Below are 20498 nucleotides of genomic sequence, written 5' to 3'. Positions count from 1 at the left end.
GAGTCACCGAAGTGAAAAAGATTCTTGCGGCTGTGACCGTGGCCCTGCTCGCCGTCTCGGCCGGCACTGCATACGCGAAGGACTGGACGACCGTGCGCTTCGGCGTCGACGCGAGCTACCCGCCTTTCGAATCGAAAGATGCGAGCGGCAAGGTGGTCGGCTTCGACGTCGATCTCGGCAACGAGATCTGCCGCCGCATGAACGCGAAGTGCGTGTGGATCGAAAACGACTTCGACGGGATGATCCCGGCGCTGAAGGCCCGCAAGTTCGACGGCGTCCTGTCGTCGATGTCGATGACGCCGGCGCGCCAGGAACAGATCGCGTTCTCGGAGAAGCTGTTCAACACGCCGACGCGCCTCGTCGCGAAGAAGGGCGCGGGCCTGCTGCCGACGGCTGAATCGCTGAAGGGCAAGTCGGTCGGCGTCGAGCAGGGCACGATCCAGGAAACCTACGCGAAGACCTACTGGGCGCCGAAGGGCGTGAAGGTCGTGCCGTACCAGAACCAGGACCAGGTCTACGCCGACCTGATCGCGGGCCGTCTGGACGCCGCGCTGCAGGACGCGGTGCAGGCCGATATCGGCTTCCTGAAGACGCCGCGCGGCGCGGGCTTCGATTTCGCGGGCAAGGACATCGACGATCCGAAGACGCTCGGCAACGGCGCCGGCATCGGCCTGCGCAAGGAAGACGCCGACCTGAAGGCGAAGATCGACGGCGCGATCTCCGGCATGCGCAAGGACGGCACGTACGACAAGATCGCGAAGAAGTACTTCGATTTCGACGTGTACGGCAAGTAACACCGCGCAACGCGCGCTTCGCATCCGCGCAGACGGGCTCCGCAAGGAGCCCGTTTTTTTTGCTCGCAGGCGACCGAAAGCTGCGAAAAACGCATGAACGCAGGGCCGCGCCGAGGTTATTTTTTTACACATCAACCCAATGATTCATAAAGGAAAACGGCATGCCGGTCGGGCGGTTTGATAGGTTCGCGGAAGGCAACGTACAATCGATCTTCCACGCATAGGATCACTCGCGGCTGCGCCGCCCTCCCCTCATCATGCAAACGCAGACCCATCCGCTGATTTCCCCCGCCGTCGGCACCGAACGCCAGATCACGAGCTTCCACTACGGCCCGCGCGGCGGCAAGAAGGTCTACATCCAGTCGTCGCTGCACGCGGACGAACTGCCCGGCATGCTGGTCGCCGCGCTGCTGCGCCGCAAGATCGCCGCGCTCGAGACGGCCGGCAAGCTGCGCGGCGAAGTGGTCATCGTCCCCGTGCCGAACCCGATCGGCCTGTCGCAACACGTGTTCGGCGATCACCTCGGCCGCTTCGAGCTCGGCTCGATGCAGAACTTCAACCGCAATTTCTACGATCTCGCGGCACTCGTGCTGCCGCGCATCGAACGCCGCCTGACGAACGACGCGCAGCGCAACCTCGCCGCGGTACGCGCCGTGATGCGCGAAGCGCTCGACGAACAGAAGCCTCGCACCGAGCTCGAATCGCAGCGCCTCGCGCTGCAGAAGCTGTCGTTCGACGCCGACATCGTGCTCGACCTGCATTGCGACAGCGACGCGGTGATGCATCTGTATACGAACCCCGATCTGTGGGAAGACGTCGAGCCGCTGTCGCGCTATCTGGATGCGCAGGCGTCGCTGCTCGCGCTGAATTCGGTCGGCAATCCGTTCGACGAGATCCACAGCTTCTGCTGGTCGGATCTGCGCGGCCGGTTCGGCGATCGGTTCCCGATCCCGAACGGCGCGATTTCCGTCACGGTCGAACTGCGCAGCGAGCGCGACGTGTCGTACGAATTCGCGGAAAAGGACTCGCAGGCGATCGTCGAATACCTGACCGAGCGCGGCGTCATCGACGGCACGCCCGCGCCGCTGCCGCCGCTCGCGCATCCTGCCACGCCGCTCGCGGGCACCGATCCGCTCGTCGCGCCGGTGTCGGGCGTGATCGTGTTCCGCACGCCGGTCGGCGCGTGGATCGAGGCCGGCCAGGACGTGGCCGACATCGTCGATCCGCTGACCGATCGCGTGATCACGCTCAAGAGCAGTGTGTCAGGCGTGCTGTACGCGCGCCAGATCGTGCGCTTCGCGACCGCCGGGATGGAAGTCGCGCGGATCGCCGGCGCGACGCCGATCCGCACCGGGTCGCTGCTGTCGGCCTGAACCGCCTGAGCCGCCTGAGCGGCCGGCCCGCGTGCCGCATCACGGCGCGCACCAACGAAATCGCCCGCTTGCGCGGGCGATTTGCTTTTCGGCCTGGCAGGTTGCCCGGCGACGCGGCCGGGCCAACGGCTGGCGTTCAGAACGCCGGCACGATCGCGCCGCCGAACTTCTGGTCGATGAACTTGCGCACGTCGTCCGATTCATAGGCCGCGACGAGTTTCTTCACCCACGGCTTGTCCTTGTCCTGCGCGCGCACCGCGATCAGGTTCGCGTACGGCCCGCGCAGGTCCTCGATCGCGATCGCATCCTTCACCGGCGTGAGCCCGGCCTTCACTGCGTAGTCGGTGTTGATCGACGCGGCGTCGAGGTCGGGCAGCGCGCGCGGCAGTTGCGCGGCATCGAGTTCGACAATCCTGATCTTCTTCGGATTCTCGGCGACGTCGAGCGGCGTCGCGTTGACGCCGTTCGTGCCGGCGCCCGCCTTCAGCCTGATCACCCCGGATTTCTGCAGCAGCAACAGCGCGCGGTTGCCGTTCGACGGATCGTTCTGGATCCCGACCTTCGCGCCGGCCGGCAGGTCCTTCAGCGACTTGAGCTTGTTCGAATAGAAGCCCATCGGCGCCGTGTAGGTCAGCCCGACGTTGACGATCCTGTAGCCGCGCTGCTTGATCTGGCTGTCGAGAAACGGCTGGTGCTGGAAACCGTTCGCATCGAGGTCGCCCGCATCGAGCGCCGCGTTCGGCTGCACGTAGTCGTTGAATTCGATGACCTTGATCGCGAGGCCTTCGCGAGCGGCGACTTTCGTCACCTCGGTCCAGATCTGCGCGTCGGGGCCGCTCATCGTGCCGATCTTCAGCGTCTGCGGGTCGGCGTGCGCGCCGGGCGCGGCAAAGGCCAGCGCCGCGGCGAGCGCGCCGAGGCCGGTCAGGATCGAATGTCGCATGGTGTCCTCTTGTCCCGTGTCGTTGTTGAAGCGCGCATCGTGGCACGGGGCCGGAACGGCACCAACCAAGCTTATTTCATGTGCATATTCCCCATCCCGATCGACGCTCAGGCGGAATCGGTATAACTCCCCGCTGTACAACCGGGCAGAATTCAGTGTCGCGTCGGCACCACAGATTCGTCATATGACAAGGCTGTCACATTCATTACGTGGCCCGCCGATAAAGTTGCGACCGGTCCGTGAAAGCGCCCATAGAGAGCGCCGGAACCGCAACTGGACACGCCATTTATTCGCTCGGAGAATCCTTTGAACAAGAAACTGTTGACCATCGCCATCCTCGCAGCAACGGCTGGCGCGGCGCACGCACAAAGCAGCGTGACCCTGTACGGTGTCATCGATGCCGGTATCAGCTACGTGAACCACAGCAAGACCGCGAACGGCGGCAGCGGCAAGCTGTTCAAGTACGACGACGGCGTGGCCCAGGGCAGCCGTTGGGGCCTGCGCGGCACCGAAGACCTCGGTGGCGGCCTGAAGGCGATCTTCGTGCTTGAAAACGGCTTCAACAGCGGCAACGGCACGATCGGCCAGGGTGGCGCGATCTTCGGCCGTCAAGCCTACGTCGGCCTGAGCCAGTCGCAATACGGCACGGTCACGTTCGGCCGCCAGTACTCGTTCTCGACCGACATCCTCGGCTCGAACTACTCGACGGGCGGCAACACGGTCGCGGGTAACTACGCGTACCACGTGAACGACATCGACCAGCTCACGTCGAGCCGCATCAACAACTCGGTAAAGTTCCAGAGCGCGAACTACGCCGGCTTCACGTTCGGCGCGTTGTACGGCTTCTCGAACTCGACCGACTTCGCCGGCGCACCGTCGACGACGACGGGCACCACGACGACGGCCGGTTCGTCGCGTGCATACAGCTTCGGCCTGAACTACGCGAACGGCCCGTTCGCCCTCGGCGCCGCCTACACGGACATCCGCTTCCCGAGCCAGTCGACGCCGGCATTCTCGACGTCGATCGCGAACATCGCGCTGACGAACATCCGCGACCTGCGCACGTACGGCGTCGGCGGCCGCTACATCTTCGGCCCGGCAACGGCATGGCTGCTCTGGACGCGCACGCAGTTCACCCCGATCGCCGCCGGTGCATCGGGCACGTTCTACAACGCCTATGAAGCAGGTGTGAAGTACGCGATCACGCCGGCCCTGTCGGCAGCAGCGGGCTACACGTACACGAACGCGACGCAAAGCGGCAGCTCCGCGCACTGGAACCAGGGCAACCTGGGCCTCGACTACGCACTCAGCAAGCGTACGGACGTGTACGGCCTGGTGGTCTACCAGAAGGCGTCGGGCAACAACGTGCAGGCGCAGATCGGTTCGAGCACGAGCTACTTCAGCACGTCGGGCAACGGTTCGTCGAACCAGCTGGCCGCGCGCGTCGGTATCCGTCACAAGTTCTAAAGCATCCGCTTAACTATCCGCTCATTTCGCGGATGACGACGGCAAGCAGCGCCCCGCTCCCCGCGGGGCGCTTTTTTATGGACTTTTAAGTTTCGCTTAATTCTGGGCTGAGAGGATGCTCTCACCCCCCCTGTTGGCCGCCTGAGCATCGGCGGCTTTTTTTTTGAGTCCCACTACACGGCACCGCCATCAACTGCCCGCAAGACAGGATCGGAGGCCAAGATGATCGAAGATACCGTTTTCAGCCATCTGCACGCGATTCTGACGTGCCAACATTCGCTGCCGGTCCAGAGCTGCCGCGTGTCTGTGGAAATGCAGCGCCCATGGGGCCGTCCGTACCGGCTCGTCGAATGGACGATGCATCTCGACGCGCCCGCGCGGCGCCAGATCGTGCCGGCCGAATCGACCGACGAAGAGATCGCCGAGGTCGTCGCGTCGCACGTGCCCGGCCGCCTGTACGGCGACGGCCGGCTGCAGTTCTGATCCCCCCTTTACATGCGTCGCTGCCGGCGTCGCAACCGGCCCGCACGCATCGTGCGGCACTCGGTCTCGTTTGACGCGGCAACGAAGTCTGCTACGCTGCGCGTTTTCGTCCACGCAACACACGATGGAAAACGCATTCAACGAACGCGGCGTGATGGTCACGCGCAACGGCCTGTCGGCCGCCGGCCAGGTCTTCCCCCTGCGTGACATCCGCAACGTCGATGTCGTCAAGATCCCGAAGAATCGCCTCGTGCCGTCGCTGATCTCGCTGATCGGCGTGGTCGCCGCCATCGCCGGCGGCATCGGCGGATCGAGCGCCGCGCTGGTCGTCGGCGTGATGCTCGCCGTCGTCGGCTATCTCGCCTGGACCACGCAGGACGTCACGTACCGGCTGATGGTCGAGATGTCCGACGGCAAGCGCGAAGCGCTGTCGAGCGTCGATGCCGAATTCGTCGAGCGCGTCGCGCAGGTCGTGCGCGATGCACGGACGGCGACGGCCGCCGGCTGATTTCCGCTGCGCGCGCCGACCGTCTACCGCCTACCATGAAATGAGCGGCACACCGCCGCGTCGTTCGAGGAGGTCGGCATGAACCCCCAATCGCTGTCCGGCATGCTGCGCGCGCAGGAACTGCTGCTCGTCTCGATGATCCGGGCGCTCCCTCCCGATGCACGCAGCGCGCTCGTCGACCTCTACGCCGAACAGCTCGCGTTCGCCGAACAGACCGGCTTCGAAGGCCACGGCGATCGCGCGACGCACGACGCGTTCATCGCGCATGCGCGCAACCTGCTGATTCGTATCGAATCGCTGGCCTAGGGCCTGCTTATGCCCATAGCGGGCCTGCACCGGCCCGCTTCTCCCGAATTTCCCCCCGCGCGGCTCGCCCGATCCGCGCCGGCAACGCGCGTCCCGACACGCCGTGTTTCATTCTTGTATTGCGAATAAGTCTCATTTACACTGCGAGACTCATCAGTTCCCTTTCAATTCGCCGTTCGGCGCCTGTCGCGCGCGAACGGGCCAGCCAGGTGAACGCGTCACCCAGCCAGCCTTCGGGCTCGTTATCGTCAATGGGAGACCACCTGTGCATTGCTATACGCTGGCGCGGCGGCCGATCTGTGCCGCGCTGTTCGGTGCGTTCGGCCTGTCCGCCGCCCCGGCTCATGCCGATTCGTCGCCGCAAGGCGCCAACCCGCCACCTGCCGTCCTGACCACCGCCGCCGCGTCCATGCGCGGCGATGCGGCGCTGCTCGACCCCGTCACCGTCACGGCCACCCGCACCGCCACCGCCGCGAGCCGCACGGCCGCGTCCGTGTCGGTGATCACCGACGACGATCTCGAGGAACAGCAGGCCACCACCATCAAGGACGCGCTGCGCTACGAGCCGGGCGTCACGGTACGCCGCACCGCGTACCGCCCCGGCAGCGCCGCGCTCGGCGGCGGCCGCGACGGCGATTCGAGCATCAACATCCGCGGCCTCGAAGGCAATCGCGTGCTGCTGATGGAAGACGGCATCCGCCTGCCGAACGCGTTCTCGTTCGGGCCGCTCGAAGCCGGCCGCGGCGACTACGCGGATCTCGACATGCTCAAGCGCATCGAGGTACTGCGCGGGCCGGCATCGGCGCTGTACGGCAGCGACGGGCTGACCGGCGCGGTGAACTTCATCACGAAGGATCCGCGCGACCTGCTGTCGATCTACGGCAGGCCCGCCTACTTCTCGTTCCGGCCGAGCTACGACTCGGCCGACCGCAGCGTCGGCGCGACGGTGTCGGCCGCGGGCGGCAACGACCGCGTGCAGGGAATGATCATCGCCGACGGCCGGCGCGGCCATGAGGTCGACACGCGCGGCGGCAACAATTCGGCGAGCACGCTGCGCACGACGTCGAACCCGCAGGACGTCTATTCGGAATCGCTGCTCGGCAAGCTCGTGCTGACGCCCACCGCGCGCGACACGATCAAGTTCGCCGCCGAAACCGTGCAGCGCCGGGTGAGCACCGACGTGCTGTCCGCGATCAACCGGCCGGCCACGCTCGGCCTCATGACGTACGACCGGCTCGAGCGCAACCGCTTCAGTGTCGACTACGACTTCCGCGACGAAGCGTTCCGCTGGTTCCAGACCGCGCACGCGCAGCTCTACTATCAGGACGCGAAGCAGGACCAGTTCGCATTCGAGACGCGCGGCACGCAGCCTTCGCGCTCCCGCGACAACCAGTACCAGGAGCGCACGGTCGGGGGCGCCGCGTTCGCCGAAAGCGGCTTCTCGACCGGCCCGCTCGCGCACAAGCTGCTGGTCGGCGTCGACGGCAGCCTGTCGCGCGTGACGAACATGCGCGACGGCACGGTGCCGGGCGTCGGCGAAGCGTTCCCGAACAAGGCGTTTCCCGATACCGACTACACGCTGTTCGGCGCGTTCGTGCAGGACCGGATCGGCTACGGCCGCCTGCTGGTCACGCCGGGACTGCGCTTCGATACGTATCGGCTGAGCCCCACGCAGAACGATCCGCTGTTCACCGGCACCGCGGTGTCGACGAGCGCGAACGAAGTGTCGCCGCGCGTCGCGGTGCTCTACGAGATCACGCCCGCGCTGATTCCGTACGCGCAGTACGCGCACGGCTTCCGCGCGCCGACGCCCGACCAGGTGAACAGCAGCTTCTCGAACCCGGTGTACGGCTACACGTCGATCGGCAATCCGAACCTGAAGCCCGAGACCAGCGACACGTTCGAAGCGGGCCTGCGCGGCAAGGCCGGCACCGGCTACGGCGTCGTGCGCTACAGCGCGGCCGCGTTCACCGGCCGCTACCGCAACTTCATCTCTCGCACGACGATCGCGGGCAGCGGCCGCCCGGCCGACCCGTTCGTGTTCCAGTACGTGAACTTCGCCGACGCGCGCATCCACGGTCTCGAAGGCCGCGCCGAATGGATCATGCCGAACGGCATCACGCTGAAGACGGCGATGGCGTTCACCAGGGGCTCGACGCAGAACGACGGCGCCGCGAGCCAGCCGCTGAACACGGTCAATCCGTTCTCGGCAGTGTTCGGCGTGCGCTACGAACCCGGCGAACGCTGGTTCGTGCAGACCGACCTGCTGTTCCAGGCCGCGAAACGCAACAAGGACATCGACAAGTCCGACTGCTCGAACAAGGCGTGCTTCGCGCCGCCGTCGTCGTTCGTCGTCGACCTGCGCGGCGGGTACCGCTTCAACAAGCACGTGAGCGCGACGATCGGCATTCGCAACCTGTTCGACCGCAAGTACTGGAACTGGTCGGACGTGCGCGGCATCACGGCCGATTCGCAGGTGCTCGACGCGTATACGTCGTCCGGACGCACCGTCGCCGTCAGCATGAAAGTGGATTTCTGATGCGCGCTGTCGCGCGTTCCTACCCAACCGTTACTTGAAGGAGTCCGACATGATGCATTCCGCCCTTCCCGGTCAGCCGGCCACGCCGGCGCGCGCGTCCGCCGCGTTGCGCGACGCATTCGTCACGCTCAAGGCCGAGCGCCAGCTTCGCAACCGCGACGTCGCGCAGGCACTCGGCGTCAGCGAGGGCGAGGCGCTCGCCGCGTTCGTCGGCGAACACGTGGTGCGGCTCGACGCGCGCTTTCCGGCGATGTTCGAGGAAATGCCGCGCCTCGGCCGCGTGATGGCGCTCACGCGCAACGATACGGCCGTTCACGAGAAAGACGGCGAATATGCGCAGATGAGCCACGACGGCCCGGTCGGCCTCGCGCTCGGCGAAATCGACCTGCGCATCTTCTACCGTCACTGGGTGTCCGCGTTCGCGGTGTGCGACGAGACCGCGCACGGTCCGCTGAAGAGCCTGCAGTTCTTCGACGCGCAAGGTCATGCGATCCACAAGGTCTACCTGCGCGCGCACAGCAATCACGCGGCGTACGACGCGTTCGTCGAGCGCTGGCGCGCGGCGTCGCAGGAGCCGGGGCTCGACGTCGTGCCCGCCGCGGCGAAAACGCCAGAGCGCGCCGATACCGAGATCGACGTCGCGGGCTTTCGCGCCGCGTGGGACGCGATGACCGACACGCACCAGTTCTTCGGCATCACGCAGCGTTTCGGCGTGAGCCGCCTGCAGGCGCTGCGCCTCGCCGATCCTCGATACGCGTATCCGGTCGAAGCGGCGCGCGCGTTGCGTCACGCGCTCGAACAGGCCGCGCAAAGCGGCCAGCCGATCATGGTGTTCGTCGGCAATGCAGGGATGATCCAGATCCACACGGGCCCCGTCGCGAACGTGCGCGAGGTCGGCGCGTGGATCAACGTGCTCGATCCGGGCTTCAACCTGCACGTGCGCGAAGACCTGATCGCCGCCGCATGGGTCGTGAAGAAACCGACGAGCGACGGCATCGTCACGTCGCTCGAGCTGTTCGACCGGCAGGGCGACCACGTCGCGCTGCTGTTCGGCGAGCGCAAGCCGGGCCAGGTCGAACGCGACGACTGGCGCGCGCTCGTCGCGACGCTGCCGTCGGCGGCGCGCGGAGACGCACGGTGAGCGCGCGCTCGTTCCTGCCGCGGCGCCGCGTCGTGCTCGCGAGCGCGGTCGCCGGTGCGCTCGCGGGTGCGCTGCCCGGCCGCGCGCTCCCGCAAGCGTCCCAGGCCGCGCCGAAACGCGTCGTCGTGATCGGCGGCGCGCTCGCGGAAACCGCGTTCGCGCTCGGCGGCGGCGACGCACGCGGTTACCGGCTCGTCGGCACCGACACGACCTGCACGTACCCGGACGCCGCGAAGCGCCTGCCGAAGGTCGGCTACCAGCGCGCACTGTCGGCCGAGGGGTTGCTGTCGCTGCGCCCCGATCTCGTGCTCGCGTCGGCGGAGGCCGGCCCGCCCGCCGCGATCGCCCAGGTGAGAAGCGCGGGCGTCGCGGTGACGAGGTTCGACGAGCGGCACGACGTCGACTCGGTGCGCGCGAAGCTCACCGGCGTTGCGCAGGCACTCGACGTGCGCGACGCGGGCACAACGCTGCTGCAACGCTTCGATCGCGACTGGCAGGCCGCCCGCGCCACGGTCGCCGCGCGCGCGCCCGGCGGCGCGCAGCCGCCGCGCGTGCTGTTCGTGCTGAACCATACCGGCAACCAGGCGCTCGTCGCCGGCCAGCGCACGGCCGCCGACGCGATGATCCGCTATGCGGGCGCGCGCAATGCGATGCAGGGCTTCGATCACTACAAGCCGCTGACGACCGAGGCACTCGCCGCCGCCGCACCCGACATCGTGCTGATTTCCGACGAAGGGCTCACGGCGGTCGGCGGCCGCGCCGCGCTGCTCGCCGCGCCCGGCTTCGACGCGACGCCGGCCGGCCGCGCGCAGCGGGTCGTGTCGCTCGATGCGCTGTTCCTGCTCGGCTTCGGTCCGCGCCTGCCGCTCGCCGTCACGACCCTGCACCGGCGCCTGTCGGATGCGCTCGCCTGATTCCGGATCGTCCCGATGCCCGTCCATGCTTCGCCTTTCCCCGCGCGGTCACCCACCTCGCCCACCTCGCGCTCCGGCGCCGCACGCGTCGGCACGTCGCGCCGCTTCGCGCCGTTCGCGCTGGCCGCGCTCGCTTGTCTCGTGTGCGCGATGTCCGTCGTCGCGCTGTGCGTCGGCGCCTATCGCATTCCGCTCGCGGAAGCATGGGCCGCGCTGAGCGGCGACCCGGCCGCGCAACAGGCGCGTGCGGTGCTGGTCGACATCCGTGCGCCGCGCGTCGTGCTCGCGCTGCTGGTCGGCGGCGGCTTCGGCGCGGCCGGCGCCGCGATGCAGGCGCTGTTCCGCAATCCGCTCGCCGATCCGGGGCTCGTCGGTGTGTCGAGCGGCGCGGCGCTCGGCGCGACGACGACGATCGTCCTGGGCCCCGCGCTGTTCGCCGCGCATGCGAGCGCGGCCGTGCTGCCCGTCGCCGCGTTCGCGGGCGCGCTCGCGGTCGCAGCGCTCGTCTACCGGCTCGCCGCGTCGCGCGGCCGGCTCGCGCTGCCGCTGCTGCTGCTCGCCGGCATCGCGATCAACGCGCTGGTCGGCGCGGCGATCGGGCTGATTACATTCGTCGCCGACGATGCGCAGTTGCGTTCCCTGACGTTCTGGAGCCTCGGCAGCCTCGGCGGCACGCAATGGTCCGCGCTGGCGGCCGTCGCGCCATGCGTCGCGATCGGCTGCGTGCTGCTCGCGCGCGACCGTGACGCGCTCAACGCGTTGCAGCTCGGCGAGACCGAAGCATTGCATCTCGGCGTGCCCGTGCAGCGGCTCAAGCGGCGCGTGCTCGTCGCGGTTGCGCTGGCGGTCGGCGCGCTCGTGTCGTGCGCGGGCATCATCGGTTTCATCGGCCTCGTCGCGCCGCACTGCGTGCGCCTCGCATGCGGCCCCGATCAGCGCGTCGTGCTGCCCGGCGCCGCGTTGCTCGGCGCATTGCTGACGCTCGCCGCCGATCTTGCCGCGCGCACGGTCGCCGCGCCCGCCGAGATACCGCTCGGCGTGCTGACCGCGCTGCTCGGCGCGCCGTTCTTTCTCGCGCTGCTGTGGAAAAGCCGCGGCGCGCTCGGCGGCTGACCCTTCACGTTCCTTCATCATGCTGACCGCCCATCATCTCGACGTCGCCCGCCGGCACCGCGCCGTCCTCCGCAACTTGTCGCTGTCGATCGAGCCCGGCCGCGTAACCGCGCTGCTCGGCCGCAACGGCGCGGGCAAGAGCACGCTGCTGAAAGCCTTTGCGGGCGAACTGACCGGCCGCGGCGCGCCGCACGGCGTGCGCGTGACCGGCGACATCACGCTGAACGGCGAGCCGCTCGCGCGCATCGACGCGCCGCGGCTCGCGTGCCTGCGCGCCGTGCTGCCGCAGGCCGCGCAGCCGGCGTTTCCGTTCAGCGTCGACGAAATCGTGCTGCTCGGCCGTTATCCGCATGCACGACGCGGCGGCGCGCGGCACGTGATCGCGCATCGCGATCGCGACATCGCGTGGCAGGCGCTCGAACGCGCGGGCGCCGACGCATTCGTCGGCCGCGATGTGACGACGCTGTCGGGCGGCGAACTCGCACGCGTGCAGTTCGCGCGTGTGCTCGCGCAGCTGTGGCCGGACGACGATGCGCCGGAAACAGGCCCGCGCTACCTGTTGCTCGACGAACCGACCGCCGCGCTCGATCTCGCGCATCAGCACCGGCTGCTCGATACCGTACGCACGGTCGCGCGCGAATGGCGGCTCGGCGTGCTCGCGATCGTCCACGATCCGAACCTCGCCGCGCGGCACGCGGATGCGATCGCGATGCTCGCGGACGGCACGATCGTCGCGCACGGTGCGCCGCGCGACGTGATGACGCCCGCCCATATCGCGCAGTGCTACGGCTTCGCGGTGAAGATGGTGGAAACGGGCGACGAATCGCCGCCGGTCATGGTGCCGGCATGAGATCGCTGCGGGCGGCGCGGCGTCCATCCGCACGCCGCGTCGCACCATGCCGCCTCTGTCGCTCAATGCTCGACGTCCGCGACGCCGAACCTCCGCATCTTCCACCCGAACCGCACGGCAAGCATCCGCATCGTGAAGCCCGCCGCCAGCGCGACAATCGTCGCGAACCCGGCATCGATACCGAGATGCCGGATCCCGACGTACAGCGTGCCCGTGAAGCACGCGACGCTCGCGTACAGCTCCTCGCGCAAGATCAGCGGCATCTCGTTGCACAGCAGGTCGCGCAGCATCCCGCCGCACACGCCGGTAATCGCACCGGCCAGCACGACGATGATCGGCGCTGTGCCCGTCGACGCGCCGATGTCGCAGCCGATGATCGTGAATGCCGCGAGGCCGATCGCGTCGACGGTGACGAACAGCGTCCTCATGCGCGCGACGTGCCGCGCGGCCCATGACGCGACGGTCGCTGCGGCGAGCGTGATCACGAGGTACTCGGGATGCGCGATCCAGCCGAGCGGATAGTGGCCGAGCAGCACGTCGCGCACGGTGCCGCCGCCGAGCGCGGTCACCGCGCCGACGAGCGCGAGCCCGAAGCGGTCCATCCCGCGCCGCATGCCCATCAGCGCGCCCGACATCGCTTCCGCGACGATCGCAATCAGATAAAGCGTATGCATCGCGCGCGTCAGTCTTCGGTGCGAAACAGGTCGAGCACGCGTTCGCGCTCGGCCGCATCGACGGCGGCGGGCATCGGCTCGTCGGGCTTGCCGTGCCCCTGCGGCGCGTCGGACACCGGTGCGCCGCCGCACGCGAAGCGGCTGCGGATGAACGGCGGCACGTCGGCGGTGCACGTGCCGCGCGTGTATTCGGCGTACACGAAGTCGCCGTCGACGCGCGCGACGTCCTGCGGCGGCGTCGCGTCGACCGGCGTGCGTCCGTCGACGGCCGTCTTCATATAGTCGAGCCAGACCGGCAGCGCGAGCGTCGCGCCGGTCGCGCGTCCCATCGGGCGCGGCGTGTCGTAGCCGAGCCACGCGACCGCGACGATGCCCGACGAATAGCCGGCGAACCACACGTCCTTCGAGCCGTTCGACGTGCCGGTCTTGCCGGCCGCGTCGTCGCGGCGCAGCGCGAGCGCGCCGCGCGCGGTGCCGGCCCGCACGACGTCGCGCAGCATGCTGTCCATCACGAACGCGTTGCGCGCCGACACGACGCGCGTGCCGTCCGGCGCCGACGCGTCGTACAGCGCACCGCCATGGCGCTGCTTCACCGACAGGATCAGCCGCGGCACCATCCGCACCCCGCCGTTCGCGAACACGCCGTACGCGCTCGCGAGTTCGAGCGGCGTCACGGCGCCCGCGCCCAGCGCAAGCGGCAGCGATGCCGGATTGCGCTGCGCGTCGAAACCGAAGCCCACCGCGTGCTGCTGCACGTAGCGCGCGTCGGCCGCCTGCATCAGGCTGACCGCAACGAGATTCTTCGAGCGCACGAGCCCGCGCCGCACCGGGATGAAGCCTTCGTAGTGGTTGCCGAAATTGCGCGGACGCCACGGCCGCGCGCCCGTTTCCGCAGGCGTGAGCGTGCGCTGCGAGTCGTCGACGAGCACGCCGGGGAAATAGCCCTTCTCCAGCGCCGCCGAATAGACGAACGGCTTGAAGCTCGAACCCGGCTGGCGATACGCCTGCAAAGCGTGGTCGAACACGTTGCGGTTGAAATCCGCGCCGCCGACGAGCGCGAGCATGTCGCCCGTCGCCGCATCCAGCGACACGAGCGCGCCTTCGAGCCCGTTGCGCGCATCGCGCTCGCCGGGCTGGCGGCGCAGCGTGCGCGCGAGTGCGGCTTCGGCCGCGCGCTGGTCGCGCATCGAGATCGTCGTGGTCACGTCGAGGCCGAGCGTATAGGCGTCGTCGTGAAAGCGCTCGACCATCATCCGGCGCGCGCGCTCCGCGACGTACGGCGCCGCGACGATGCCGGGCGGCGGCGTGTTCGCCAGTGCGATCGGCGCGTCGACCGCCGCGCGATAGGTTGCATCGTCGAGCTCGCCGAGCGCATGCATGCGGCCGAGCACGTAGTTGCGCCGCGCGGTCGCGCGCGCCGGATTGACGACCGGGTTGAACGCGGACGGCGCCTTCGGCAGCCCGGCGAGCACGGCCGCTTCGCCCGCGCTCAGCGCGTCGAGCGGCTTGCCGAAATACACGTTCGCGGCGGCCGCGAAGCCGTACGCGCGCTCGCCGAGATAGATCTGGTTCATGTACAGCTCGAGCAGCTTGTCCTTGCCGTACTCGCGCTCGAGCTTGATGGCCATCAGGATCTCGGCGAGCTTGCGGCTCAGCACCTTGTCGCGCGTCAGGTAGAAGTTGCGCGCGACCTGCATCGTGATCGTGCTGCCGCCCTGCCCCGGCTGCCCCGTCACGACGTTCGCGAACGTCGCGCGCGCGAGGCCGCCGACGTCGATCGCACCGTGCTGGTAGAACTTCGCGTCCTCGGCCGCGAGCAGCGCGTGGCGCATCAGCGCCGGAATGCGTTCGAGCGGCACGAACTCGCGGCGCTCGACGCCGTACTCGGCCAGCAGATCGCCGTCGCGCGAGAAAATCCGCAGCGGCAGCGCGGGGCGGTAGGCGGCCAGATGCTCGACGGACGGCAGTTGGGTCCAGATACGGTGAACCGTCCATGCGCCGATGCCCGCGCACGCGAGCGTCAGGCCGAGCAGCGCGCCCGCGAGCACGCGCCACGCACGGCGGCGCGGCGATGCGGGAGGCGGGGCCGATGGCGGCGGAGGGTTGGCGGTGTGGTCGGTCATGCGGGCTCCTTCTGCGATGCGGCGACCGCGGGCGCGCAACAGGCGCCCGTCGGTCACGGAAGGCGCGCATTGTCGAAGGGATGCCGGAATACCGGAACATTCTTTAGCCCAAGTTTGGCTGGCTAAATTTTATTTAGGAAAGGGTGCGCGGGCGGCTGTGCCGGTCGAACCGCGCGGCGCATGGGCCGGTTCGCCTGTACCATCGTCCGCATGTTCGACATGTACCTGCGCCTGTGGGACCTCGTTCCCGACGGCGGCCCGATCCTGACCGCGAGCGGCGGCGTGCTGCCCGTCGTGTGGCACGCGCGGCCCGCGATGCTGAAGGTCGCGACCTGCGACGAAGCGCGTCGCGGCAATGCGCTGATGACCTGGTGGAACGGGGACGGCGCCGCGCGCGTGTGGCTGCACGACAGCGACGCGGTGCTGCTCGAACGCGCGCAGCCGGCGCCGACGCTCGCCGGCCTGTCCGACGCGGGCCACGACGACGACGCGATCCGGATCGCGTGCAACGTGGTCGCGCGGCTGCACGCGCATCGCGCACCGGCACCACCCAAGGTCGTGCCGCTGCCCGACTGGTTCCACGCACTGCTGTCGCACGACACGGACGACGACATACTGCGGCGTTCGGCCGCGACGGCGCATCGGCTGCTGGCCGTGCCGCCCGTCGACGACGTCGTGCTGCACGGCGACATCCATCACGGCAACCTGCTGCATTTCGGCGATCGCGGCTGGCTCGCGATCGACCCGAAGGGGTTGCGCGGCGACCGCGCGTTCGACTACGCGAACCTGTTCTGCAATCCCGTACACGACATCGCGGTCGATCCCGCCCGCTTCGCGCGGCGCGTCGTGCTCGTCGCCGAGTCCGCGCAACTCGACCGGCACCGGCTGCTGCAATGGATCCTCGCGTGGGCCGGCTTGTCGGCGGTCTGGCTGATGGAAGACGACTTGCCGCCTGATACGCGGCTGCAGGTCGCAATGCTGGCCGCCACCGCGCTCGGCCTGTAGCGCGCGACGCATCCCGCCGCCACGTCGGCCGCATCGAACCGCATCGCCAATAAAAAACCCGCGGGTGCAAGCCGGCGGGTTTTCCTGTCCGACGCGCGCGACGCTTAGCGCGCGGGATTCAGCGTCAGGTTCATGTGACGGTTCACGTCCTTGTACAGCAGGTAGCGGAAGCGGCCAGGGCCACCCGAATAGCATGCCTGCGGGCAGAACGCGCGCAGCCACATGAAGTCGCCCGCCTCCACCTCGACCCAGTCCTGGTTCAGGCGATAGACGGCCTTGCCTTCGAGCACGTACAGGCCGTGCTCCATCACGTGCGTCTCGGCGAACGGGATCACGCCGCCCGGCTCGAACGTGACGATGTTCACGTGCATGTCGTGACGCATGTCGCTCATGTCGACGAAGCGCGTCGTCACCCATGCGCCGTTGGTGCCCGGCATCGGGATCGGCTCGACGTCCTGCTCGTTGGTCACGAACGCTTCCGGCAGCGCAATGCCGTCGACGGCCTGGTAGTGCTTGCGGATCCAGTGGAAACGCACGGCGGCATCGCTGACGTTGTGCAGCGTCCAGTCGGCGCCCGGCGGAATGAATGCGTAGCCGCCCGGCTTCAGCGTGTGCTGCTTGCCCTGCAGCGTCAGCTCGGCCTCGCCCTCGACGACGAACAGCACGGCTTCGGCGTTCTTGTCCTGCTCGGGCTTGTCGCTGCCGCCTCCCGGGTTCACTTCGACGATGTACTGCGAGAAGGTTTCGGCGAAACCCGACAGCGGACGTGCGATCACCCACAGGCGCGTGTTGGTCCAGAACGGCAGCCAGCTCGTGACGATGTCGCGCATCACTCCCTTCGGAATGACCGCGTACGCCTCGGTGAACATCGCGCGATCCGTCAGCAGGTCGGTCTGCGGCGGGTGGCCGCCATGCGGTGCGTAATACGTTGTCTTAGACATAAAGCATCCAGGCAATGGGTTGGTCCGGCCCCGGGTCGCAACGGCAGGCGCGGCACGCGCGTGGGGCACGCATGCGACGGCGGGACATCGTTGCCGGGGTGGCTTGAAAGCGCGGGCGCCTTCGTTCGGTCGGCCAGGCTTCGCGACGGATCCGCCCGGTTGAGCGGGCGGGCGCGCCATGCTTGCGGGCCCGGCGGCCGGGCCGCGGACACTCGGGGTCATGCGGCGGGGCACGGCGGACGGCACGGTTCGATTCCATACGCGGGCAGCGCTGACGATAGCGAAGTCGCTCCCGATCGACCAATTAAATGTTGCGATGACATCCATTCGATTTCCCACTACCCGCCACCGCCCGCGAGGGCCGGTGAGCGTGTGTCGCGGACGGTCGACGCATCAGGGAAAGCCTGATGACCGGAGGGCGTTCACGGTCGCGCGGAACGGTCGCGCACGCGTGGATCGGCGATATCGAAGGGGATCGGCCAAACCTGCCCGGTTGCGTGTCTTCCGTGCAATTGGCGATGCGGTCTACAAGCGGGACAGGTAAAGCGGGAGGGAGCGTGCCAACCCGTCGAACGGGGCTGGGCATGAACTGCCGAAGAGGATGAAAGCTGCGGGCCTTGCCGGTGACGTCGGCCCGGCTGAGGCCGCCGGGCCGGCTGTCGGATCGGGTGCCGACGCGTCGGGCGCGCCGGTGCGCACGCCGCGCACCGTGCCGCGCCCGCGGCGATCAGTCCCAGTCGCGGTGATGGTGATGCTTGCGGTGACGATAGCCGCGATCGCCACGATAGCCGCCGTCGTACGAGTTGCGCGACATGTTGCCGCCGAGCGCCGCGCCGGCGCCACCGCCGACTGCCGCGCCCAGCAGGCCGCCCGTGCGGCCGCCCATCGCGTTGCCGGCCGCGGTACCCGCGCCGCCGCCGAGTGCGCCGCCGATGATCGCGCCGGTGCGCTCGTGACGGTTTGCCGTCACCGCGCCACCCGCGCCGCCGCCGATCGCGCCGCCGATCACGGAGCCCGTGCTGCCGCCGACCGCGCCGCCGACCGCTGCGCCGGCAACCCCGCCGAGCGCGCCGCCAAGCGCGTTGTTCAAGTCACCGGCCATCGCCGGCAGTGCGGTCGCGCCGGTCAGCACGGCGACGACGAGAGTGGGGGCAATTTTCTTCCACATTCCCGTATTCTTCCTTGTTCGCAATCTGGTTATTGAAGGTCCGCTCGATACGACGATCTGAACCGATCGACGTCGATGCCGGCATTGTGCCGAAACCCGGACCAATTCATTTCAATGAGCTTGCGGCGAAGAATAGCACCGGTCGCGCCCCCTTGCCGTCGACATTCTGGTAACAAGTTGTTTACCGAAAGAGGACTCGGAAAGGCTTGCCGAATCGCCCGGCAACGCCCGCCGGCAAAGGCTCCGACGGGAGTCGGCCGGTCGGGATGGCGGTGGCGGAAGCGTCGGCGTCGCGGGTTCGGACACAGGTGGCAACACATCGAGTCGCGGCGCGGGGCGCGTGGACCGCCCCGCTCGTTCGAACGGAAAAGAGGGTCAATACACGCCCGGAACGAGCCGCCAGGTGTGCGCGCAGTACGCGTCGTATTCGGCGCCGAACTGCGCGCGCAGCAGCGCTTCCTCGGAGCGGATGCGCGCGACGAGCGGAATCATCGTCAGCGCGACGAGCAGCAGCCCGACACCCGAGCGGAACGCCAACGCCCAGCCGATCGCGTTGACGAGCAGGCCGAGATAGCTCGGGTTGCGGATCCTGCGATAGATGCCGTCCGTCACCAGCGTATGGCCCGGCTGGATCGCGACGAGGCCGCTGAAGCGCTTGCCGAGCACGAACACGGGCCAGATCCGCAGCACGCCGCCCGCGATATACAGCACGACGCCGATCCAGCGCACCGCGCCGTCGCCGACGGTCCACACGTCGAGCCGGTCGGTCAGCGCGGGCAGATAGGCGAGCAGGAACCCGCTGGCCGCGAAGGCCGCGAGCACCCAGCGGTTGTCGCGGTTCTCGCGCTCGCCGGCGCTCAGGTTGCCTTCGGTGCACAACGCGGCGGCAGCCAGCGCGAGCGTCGCGACGGCAATGGCGGTCAGTTGCGGATGCGAGAAGAAGGCGGCGAACCCGCCGATGCCGAGCACGGCGAGCCCGAGATAGACGAGCGTGGAGACGCTCGCAACGATTGCGACCTTGCGTGTGACGGCCATGGCTGCCTCGTCGGAGTGGGCTTTCCCGTGAAGTATAGGAAGCCGCGCAAGCGATGCGCACGCGCGCCGTCATGCGGCGCGCGAGTGGTCCCTGCGAGAGGCAGCGGCGGCGCGTCGAGCCACGAGGTCGATCGACGTGCGGGGCAAGCCCGCGCCCGCCGACGCCGCCCGGTCAGCGGATACGGAAGTTGCCGCCGATCCCGACACTGACGGGCGGTGCGTAATATGCGGGCGCATAGCCGTAGTAGGCCGGTGCGGGCGCGTAGCCGTAAGGCGGCGCGACGTAGCAGCCGGTCAGGCCGGCGATCAGCGCGAACGTGATGAGAACTTTGTACATGGCTCGATTCCCGGCGAAGAGGGGTACATGGCACCTTGCGAACACCGCACCGCCGCATGCTGCGACGGCCGGCACGAAGGGGCGATCCGCCCTTCCTGTCGCTCGATGAAGCAATGCGCGGAGTCTAGCGCCGGGGCCGCCGGGACGAGTTTCGCGAGCGGTTACACGTGTTACTTCGTGTGACTGCCGAAACAGATGCGCGCGGCGTCGCGGCCCGCGCCCGCTGGCGCCGCCCGAGCCACGCGCCGTGTGCGCGTTACACGAAACGGGCGCGGATACGTTGCGCGACCGACTCGAGCGTCGCCGAATCGGCGATGTCGCGCGCGTGCATCCGCAGCTCGACGCCTTCCCAGCGCGGGATCACGTGGAAATGCACGTGCGGGACCGTCTGGCCCGCCGCCGCGCCGTTGAACTGGCCGATGAACACGCCGTCCGGCCCGAGCGCGTCGCGCACGGCCGCCGCGACGCGTTGCGTCATGCGGATGCCGGCCGCGGCCGCGTCACCGGACAGCTCGAAGATCTGCGCGGCCGGCTCCTTCGGGATCACGAGCACGTGACCGTCGGCCTGCGGCATGAGATCCATGATCGCGAGGGTCGCGTCGTCTTCGGCGACCTTCACGCACGGCAGTTCGCCGCGCAGGATCCGGGCGAACGGGTTGTTGTTGTCGTAGGACATGGCGTTTTCCGATTCTTCCGGTTGCGGTTTGACTGGGAACGATGCCGGACGATTATGGGCCGACGGCGGGCCGGATTTCAACTTGTCAGGACATGTCGCGATTGCCGT

At 68.6% G+C, this 20498-nt stretch carries 20 protein-coding genes; 12 read left to right on the top strand and 8 right to left on the bottom strand.

The genetic code is table 11. The features are described from left to right. The first annotated feature begins 11 nt into the window (after positions 1 to 11). Positions 12 to 794: an ABC transporter substrate-binding protein gene (locus tag DIE06_RS05810; RefSeq protein ID WP_124660558.1), complete on the top strand. Its 783-nt coding sequence runs from the start codon at positions 12 to 14 to the stop codon at positions 792 to 794. A gap of 257 nt (positions 795 to 1051) precedes the next feature. Further along, a complete protein-coding gene (locus DIE06_RS05805) occupies positions 1052 to 2167 on the top strand; it encodes a succinylglutamate desuccinylase/aspartoacylase family protein (RefSeq protein WP_124660557.1) in 1116 nt (371 codons plus the stop codon). A gap of 136 nt (positions 2168 to 2303) precedes the next feature. On the opposite strand, the gene DIE06_RS05800 is transcribed toward DIE06_RS05805, so the two are convergent. Then, positions 2304 to 3110, bottom strand: a complete 807-nt coding sequence (locus DIE06_RS05800) for a MetQ/NlpA family ABC transporter substrate-binding protein (protein WP_124660556.1) — start codon at positions 3108 to 3110, stop codon at positions 2304 to 2306. Positions 3111 to 3416: 306 nt separating this feature from the next. Between DIE06_RS05800 and DIE06_RS05795 the strand changes: the two genes are divergently transcribed. From DIE06_RS05795 to DIE06_RS05755, 9 genes are all read left to right on the top strand, one after another. After that, positions 3417 to 4577, top strand: a complete 1161-nt coding sequence (locus DIE06_RS05795) for a porin (RefSeq protein WP_124660555.1) — start codon at positions 3417 to 3419, stop codon at positions 4575 to 4577. Between the two features lie 222 nt (positions 4578 to 4799). After that, the gene (locus DIE06_RS05790; RefSeq protein WP_011548992.1) at positions 4800 to 5060 is read left to right on the top strand and encodes a DUF2866 domain-containing protein; all 261 of its coding nucleotides are present in this window, start codon (positions 4800 to 4802) and stop codon (positions 5058 to 5060) included. A gap of 124 nt (positions 5061 to 5184) precedes the next feature. Next, entirely contained in the window at positions 5185 to 5568 is a 384-nt protein-coding gene (locus DIE06_RS05785) for a DUF6232 family protein (RefSeq protein WP_124660554.1), read from the top strand. 78 nt (positions 5569 to 5646) lie between these two features. Continuing rightward, positions 5647 to 5874: a hypothetical protein gene (locus DIE06_RS05780; protein ID WP_124660553.1), complete on the top strand. Its 228-nt coding sequence runs from the start codon at positions 5647 to 5649 to the stop codon at positions 5872 to 5874. Positions 5875 to 6139: 265 nt separating this feature from the next. Further along, positions 6140 to 8413, top strand: a complete 2274-nt coding sequence (locus DIE06_RS05775; protein WP_124660552.1) for a TonB-dependent hemoglobin/transferrin/lactoferrin family receptor — start codon at positions 6140 to 6142, stop codon at positions 8411 to 8413. Between the two features lie 49 nt (positions 8414 to 8462). Continuing rightward, positions 8463 to 9554, top strand: a complete 1092-nt coding sequence (locus tag DIE06_RS05770; RefSeq protein WP_124660551.1) for a hemin-degrading factor — start codon at positions 8463 to 8465, stop codon at positions 9552 to 9554. Then, complete coding sequence (locus DIE06_RS05765; protein WP_124660550.1) at positions 9551 to 10468, top strand: hemin ABC transporter substrate-binding protein; 918 nt, start codon at positions 9551 to 9553, stop codon at positions 10466 to 10468. Before DIE06_RS05770 ends, DIE06_RS05765 begins: the two co-directional genes overlap by 4 nt. A 15-nt stretch (positions 10469 to 10483) precedes the next feature. Further along, positions 10484 to 11581: an iron ABC transporter permease gene (locus DIE06_RS05760; RefSeq protein ID WP_124660549.1), complete on the top strand. Its 1098-nt coding sequence runs from the start codon at positions 10484 to 10486 to the stop codon at positions 11579 to 11581. Positions 11582 to 11600: 19 nt separating this feature from the next. Further along, on the top strand, positions 11601 to 12431 hold the full coding sequence (locus DIE06_RS05755) for a heme ABC transporter ATP-binding protein (protein WP_124660548.1): 831 nt from the start codon (positions 11601 to 11603) through the stop codon (positions 12429 to 12431). Between the two features lie 62 nt (positions 12432 to 12493). Here the strand turns inward: DIE06_RS05755 and DIE06_RS05750 are convergent, their stop codons facing one another. Both DIE06_RS05750 and DIE06_RS05745 read right to left on the bottom strand, forming a co-directional pair. Further along, on the bottom strand, positions 12494 to 13105 hold the full coding sequence (locus DIE06_RS05750; RefSeq protein ID WP_124660547.1) for a trimeric intracellular cation channel family protein: 612 nt from the start codon (positions 13103 to 13105) through the stop codon (positions 12494 to 12496). Positions 13106 to 13113: 8 nt separating this feature from the next. Continuing rightward, positions 13114 to 15228, bottom strand: coding sequence for a penicillin-binding protein 1A (locus DIE06_RS05745; protein WP_124660546.1), 2115 nt, complete (start codon positions 15226 to 15228; stop codon positions 13114 to 13116). A gap of 210 nt (positions 15229 to 15438) precedes the next feature. On the opposite strand from DIE06_RS05745, the gene DIE06_RS05740 reads away from it, so the two are divergent. Then, on the top strand, positions 15439 to 16233 hold the full coding sequence (locus DIE06_RS05740; protein ID WP_124660545.1) for an aminoglycoside phosphotransferase family protein: 795 nt from the start codon (positions 15439 to 15441) through the stop codon (positions 16231 to 16233). Positions 16234 to 16337: 104 nt separating this feature from the next. Here the strand turns inward: DIE06_RS05740 and DIE06_RS05735 are convergent, their stop codons facing one another. The 5 genes from DIE06_RS05735 to DIE06_RS05715 all read right to left on the bottom strand — a co-directional run bounded on the left by DIE06_RS05735 (position 16338) and on the right by DIE06_RS05715 (position 20390). After that, entirely contained in the window at positions 16338 to 17174 is an 837-nt protein-coding gene (locus tag DIE06_RS05735) for a bifunctional allantoicase/(S)-ureidoglycine aminohydrolase (protein WP_059680319.1), read from the bottom strand. A gap of 727 nt (positions 17175 to 17901) precedes the next feature. Further along, on the bottom strand, positions 17902 to 18342 hold the full coding sequence (locus tag DIE06_RS05725; RefSeq protein ID WP_124660543.1) for a hypothetical protein: 441 nt from the start codon (positions 18340 to 18342) through the stop codon (positions 17902 to 17904). Positions 18343 to 18717: 375 nt separating this feature from the next. Next, the gene (locus DIE06_RS05720) at positions 18718 to 19377 is read right to left on the bottom strand and encodes an isoprenylcysteine carboxylmethyltransferase family protein (protein WP_124660542.1); all 660 of its coding nucleotides are present in this window, start codon (positions 19375 to 19377) and stop codon (positions 18718 to 18720) included. 172 nt (positions 19378 to 19549) lie between these two features. Further along, a complete protein-coding gene (locus tag DIE06_RS38170) occupies positions 19550 to 19714 on the bottom strand; it encodes a hypothetical protein (RefSeq protein WP_185733352.1) in 165 nt (54 codons plus the stop codon). A 256-nt stretch (positions 19715 to 19970) separates the two neighbouring features. Next, a complete protein-coding gene (locus tag DIE06_RS05715) occupies positions 19971 to 20390 on the bottom strand; it encodes an HIT family protein (protein WP_124660541.1) in 420 nt (139 codons plus the stop codon). Positions 20391 to 20498: the final 108 nt, after the last annotated feature.

The organism is Burkholderia sp. Bp8998, from assembly GCF_003854235.1.
Taxonomy (GTDB): Bacteria; Pseudomonadota; Gammaproteobacteria; order Burkholderiales; family Burkholderiaceae; genus Burkholderia.
The sequence above is the reverse complement of the archived record's forward strand: the minus strand, read 5'-3'. Positions and strand labels throughout refer to the sequence as shown.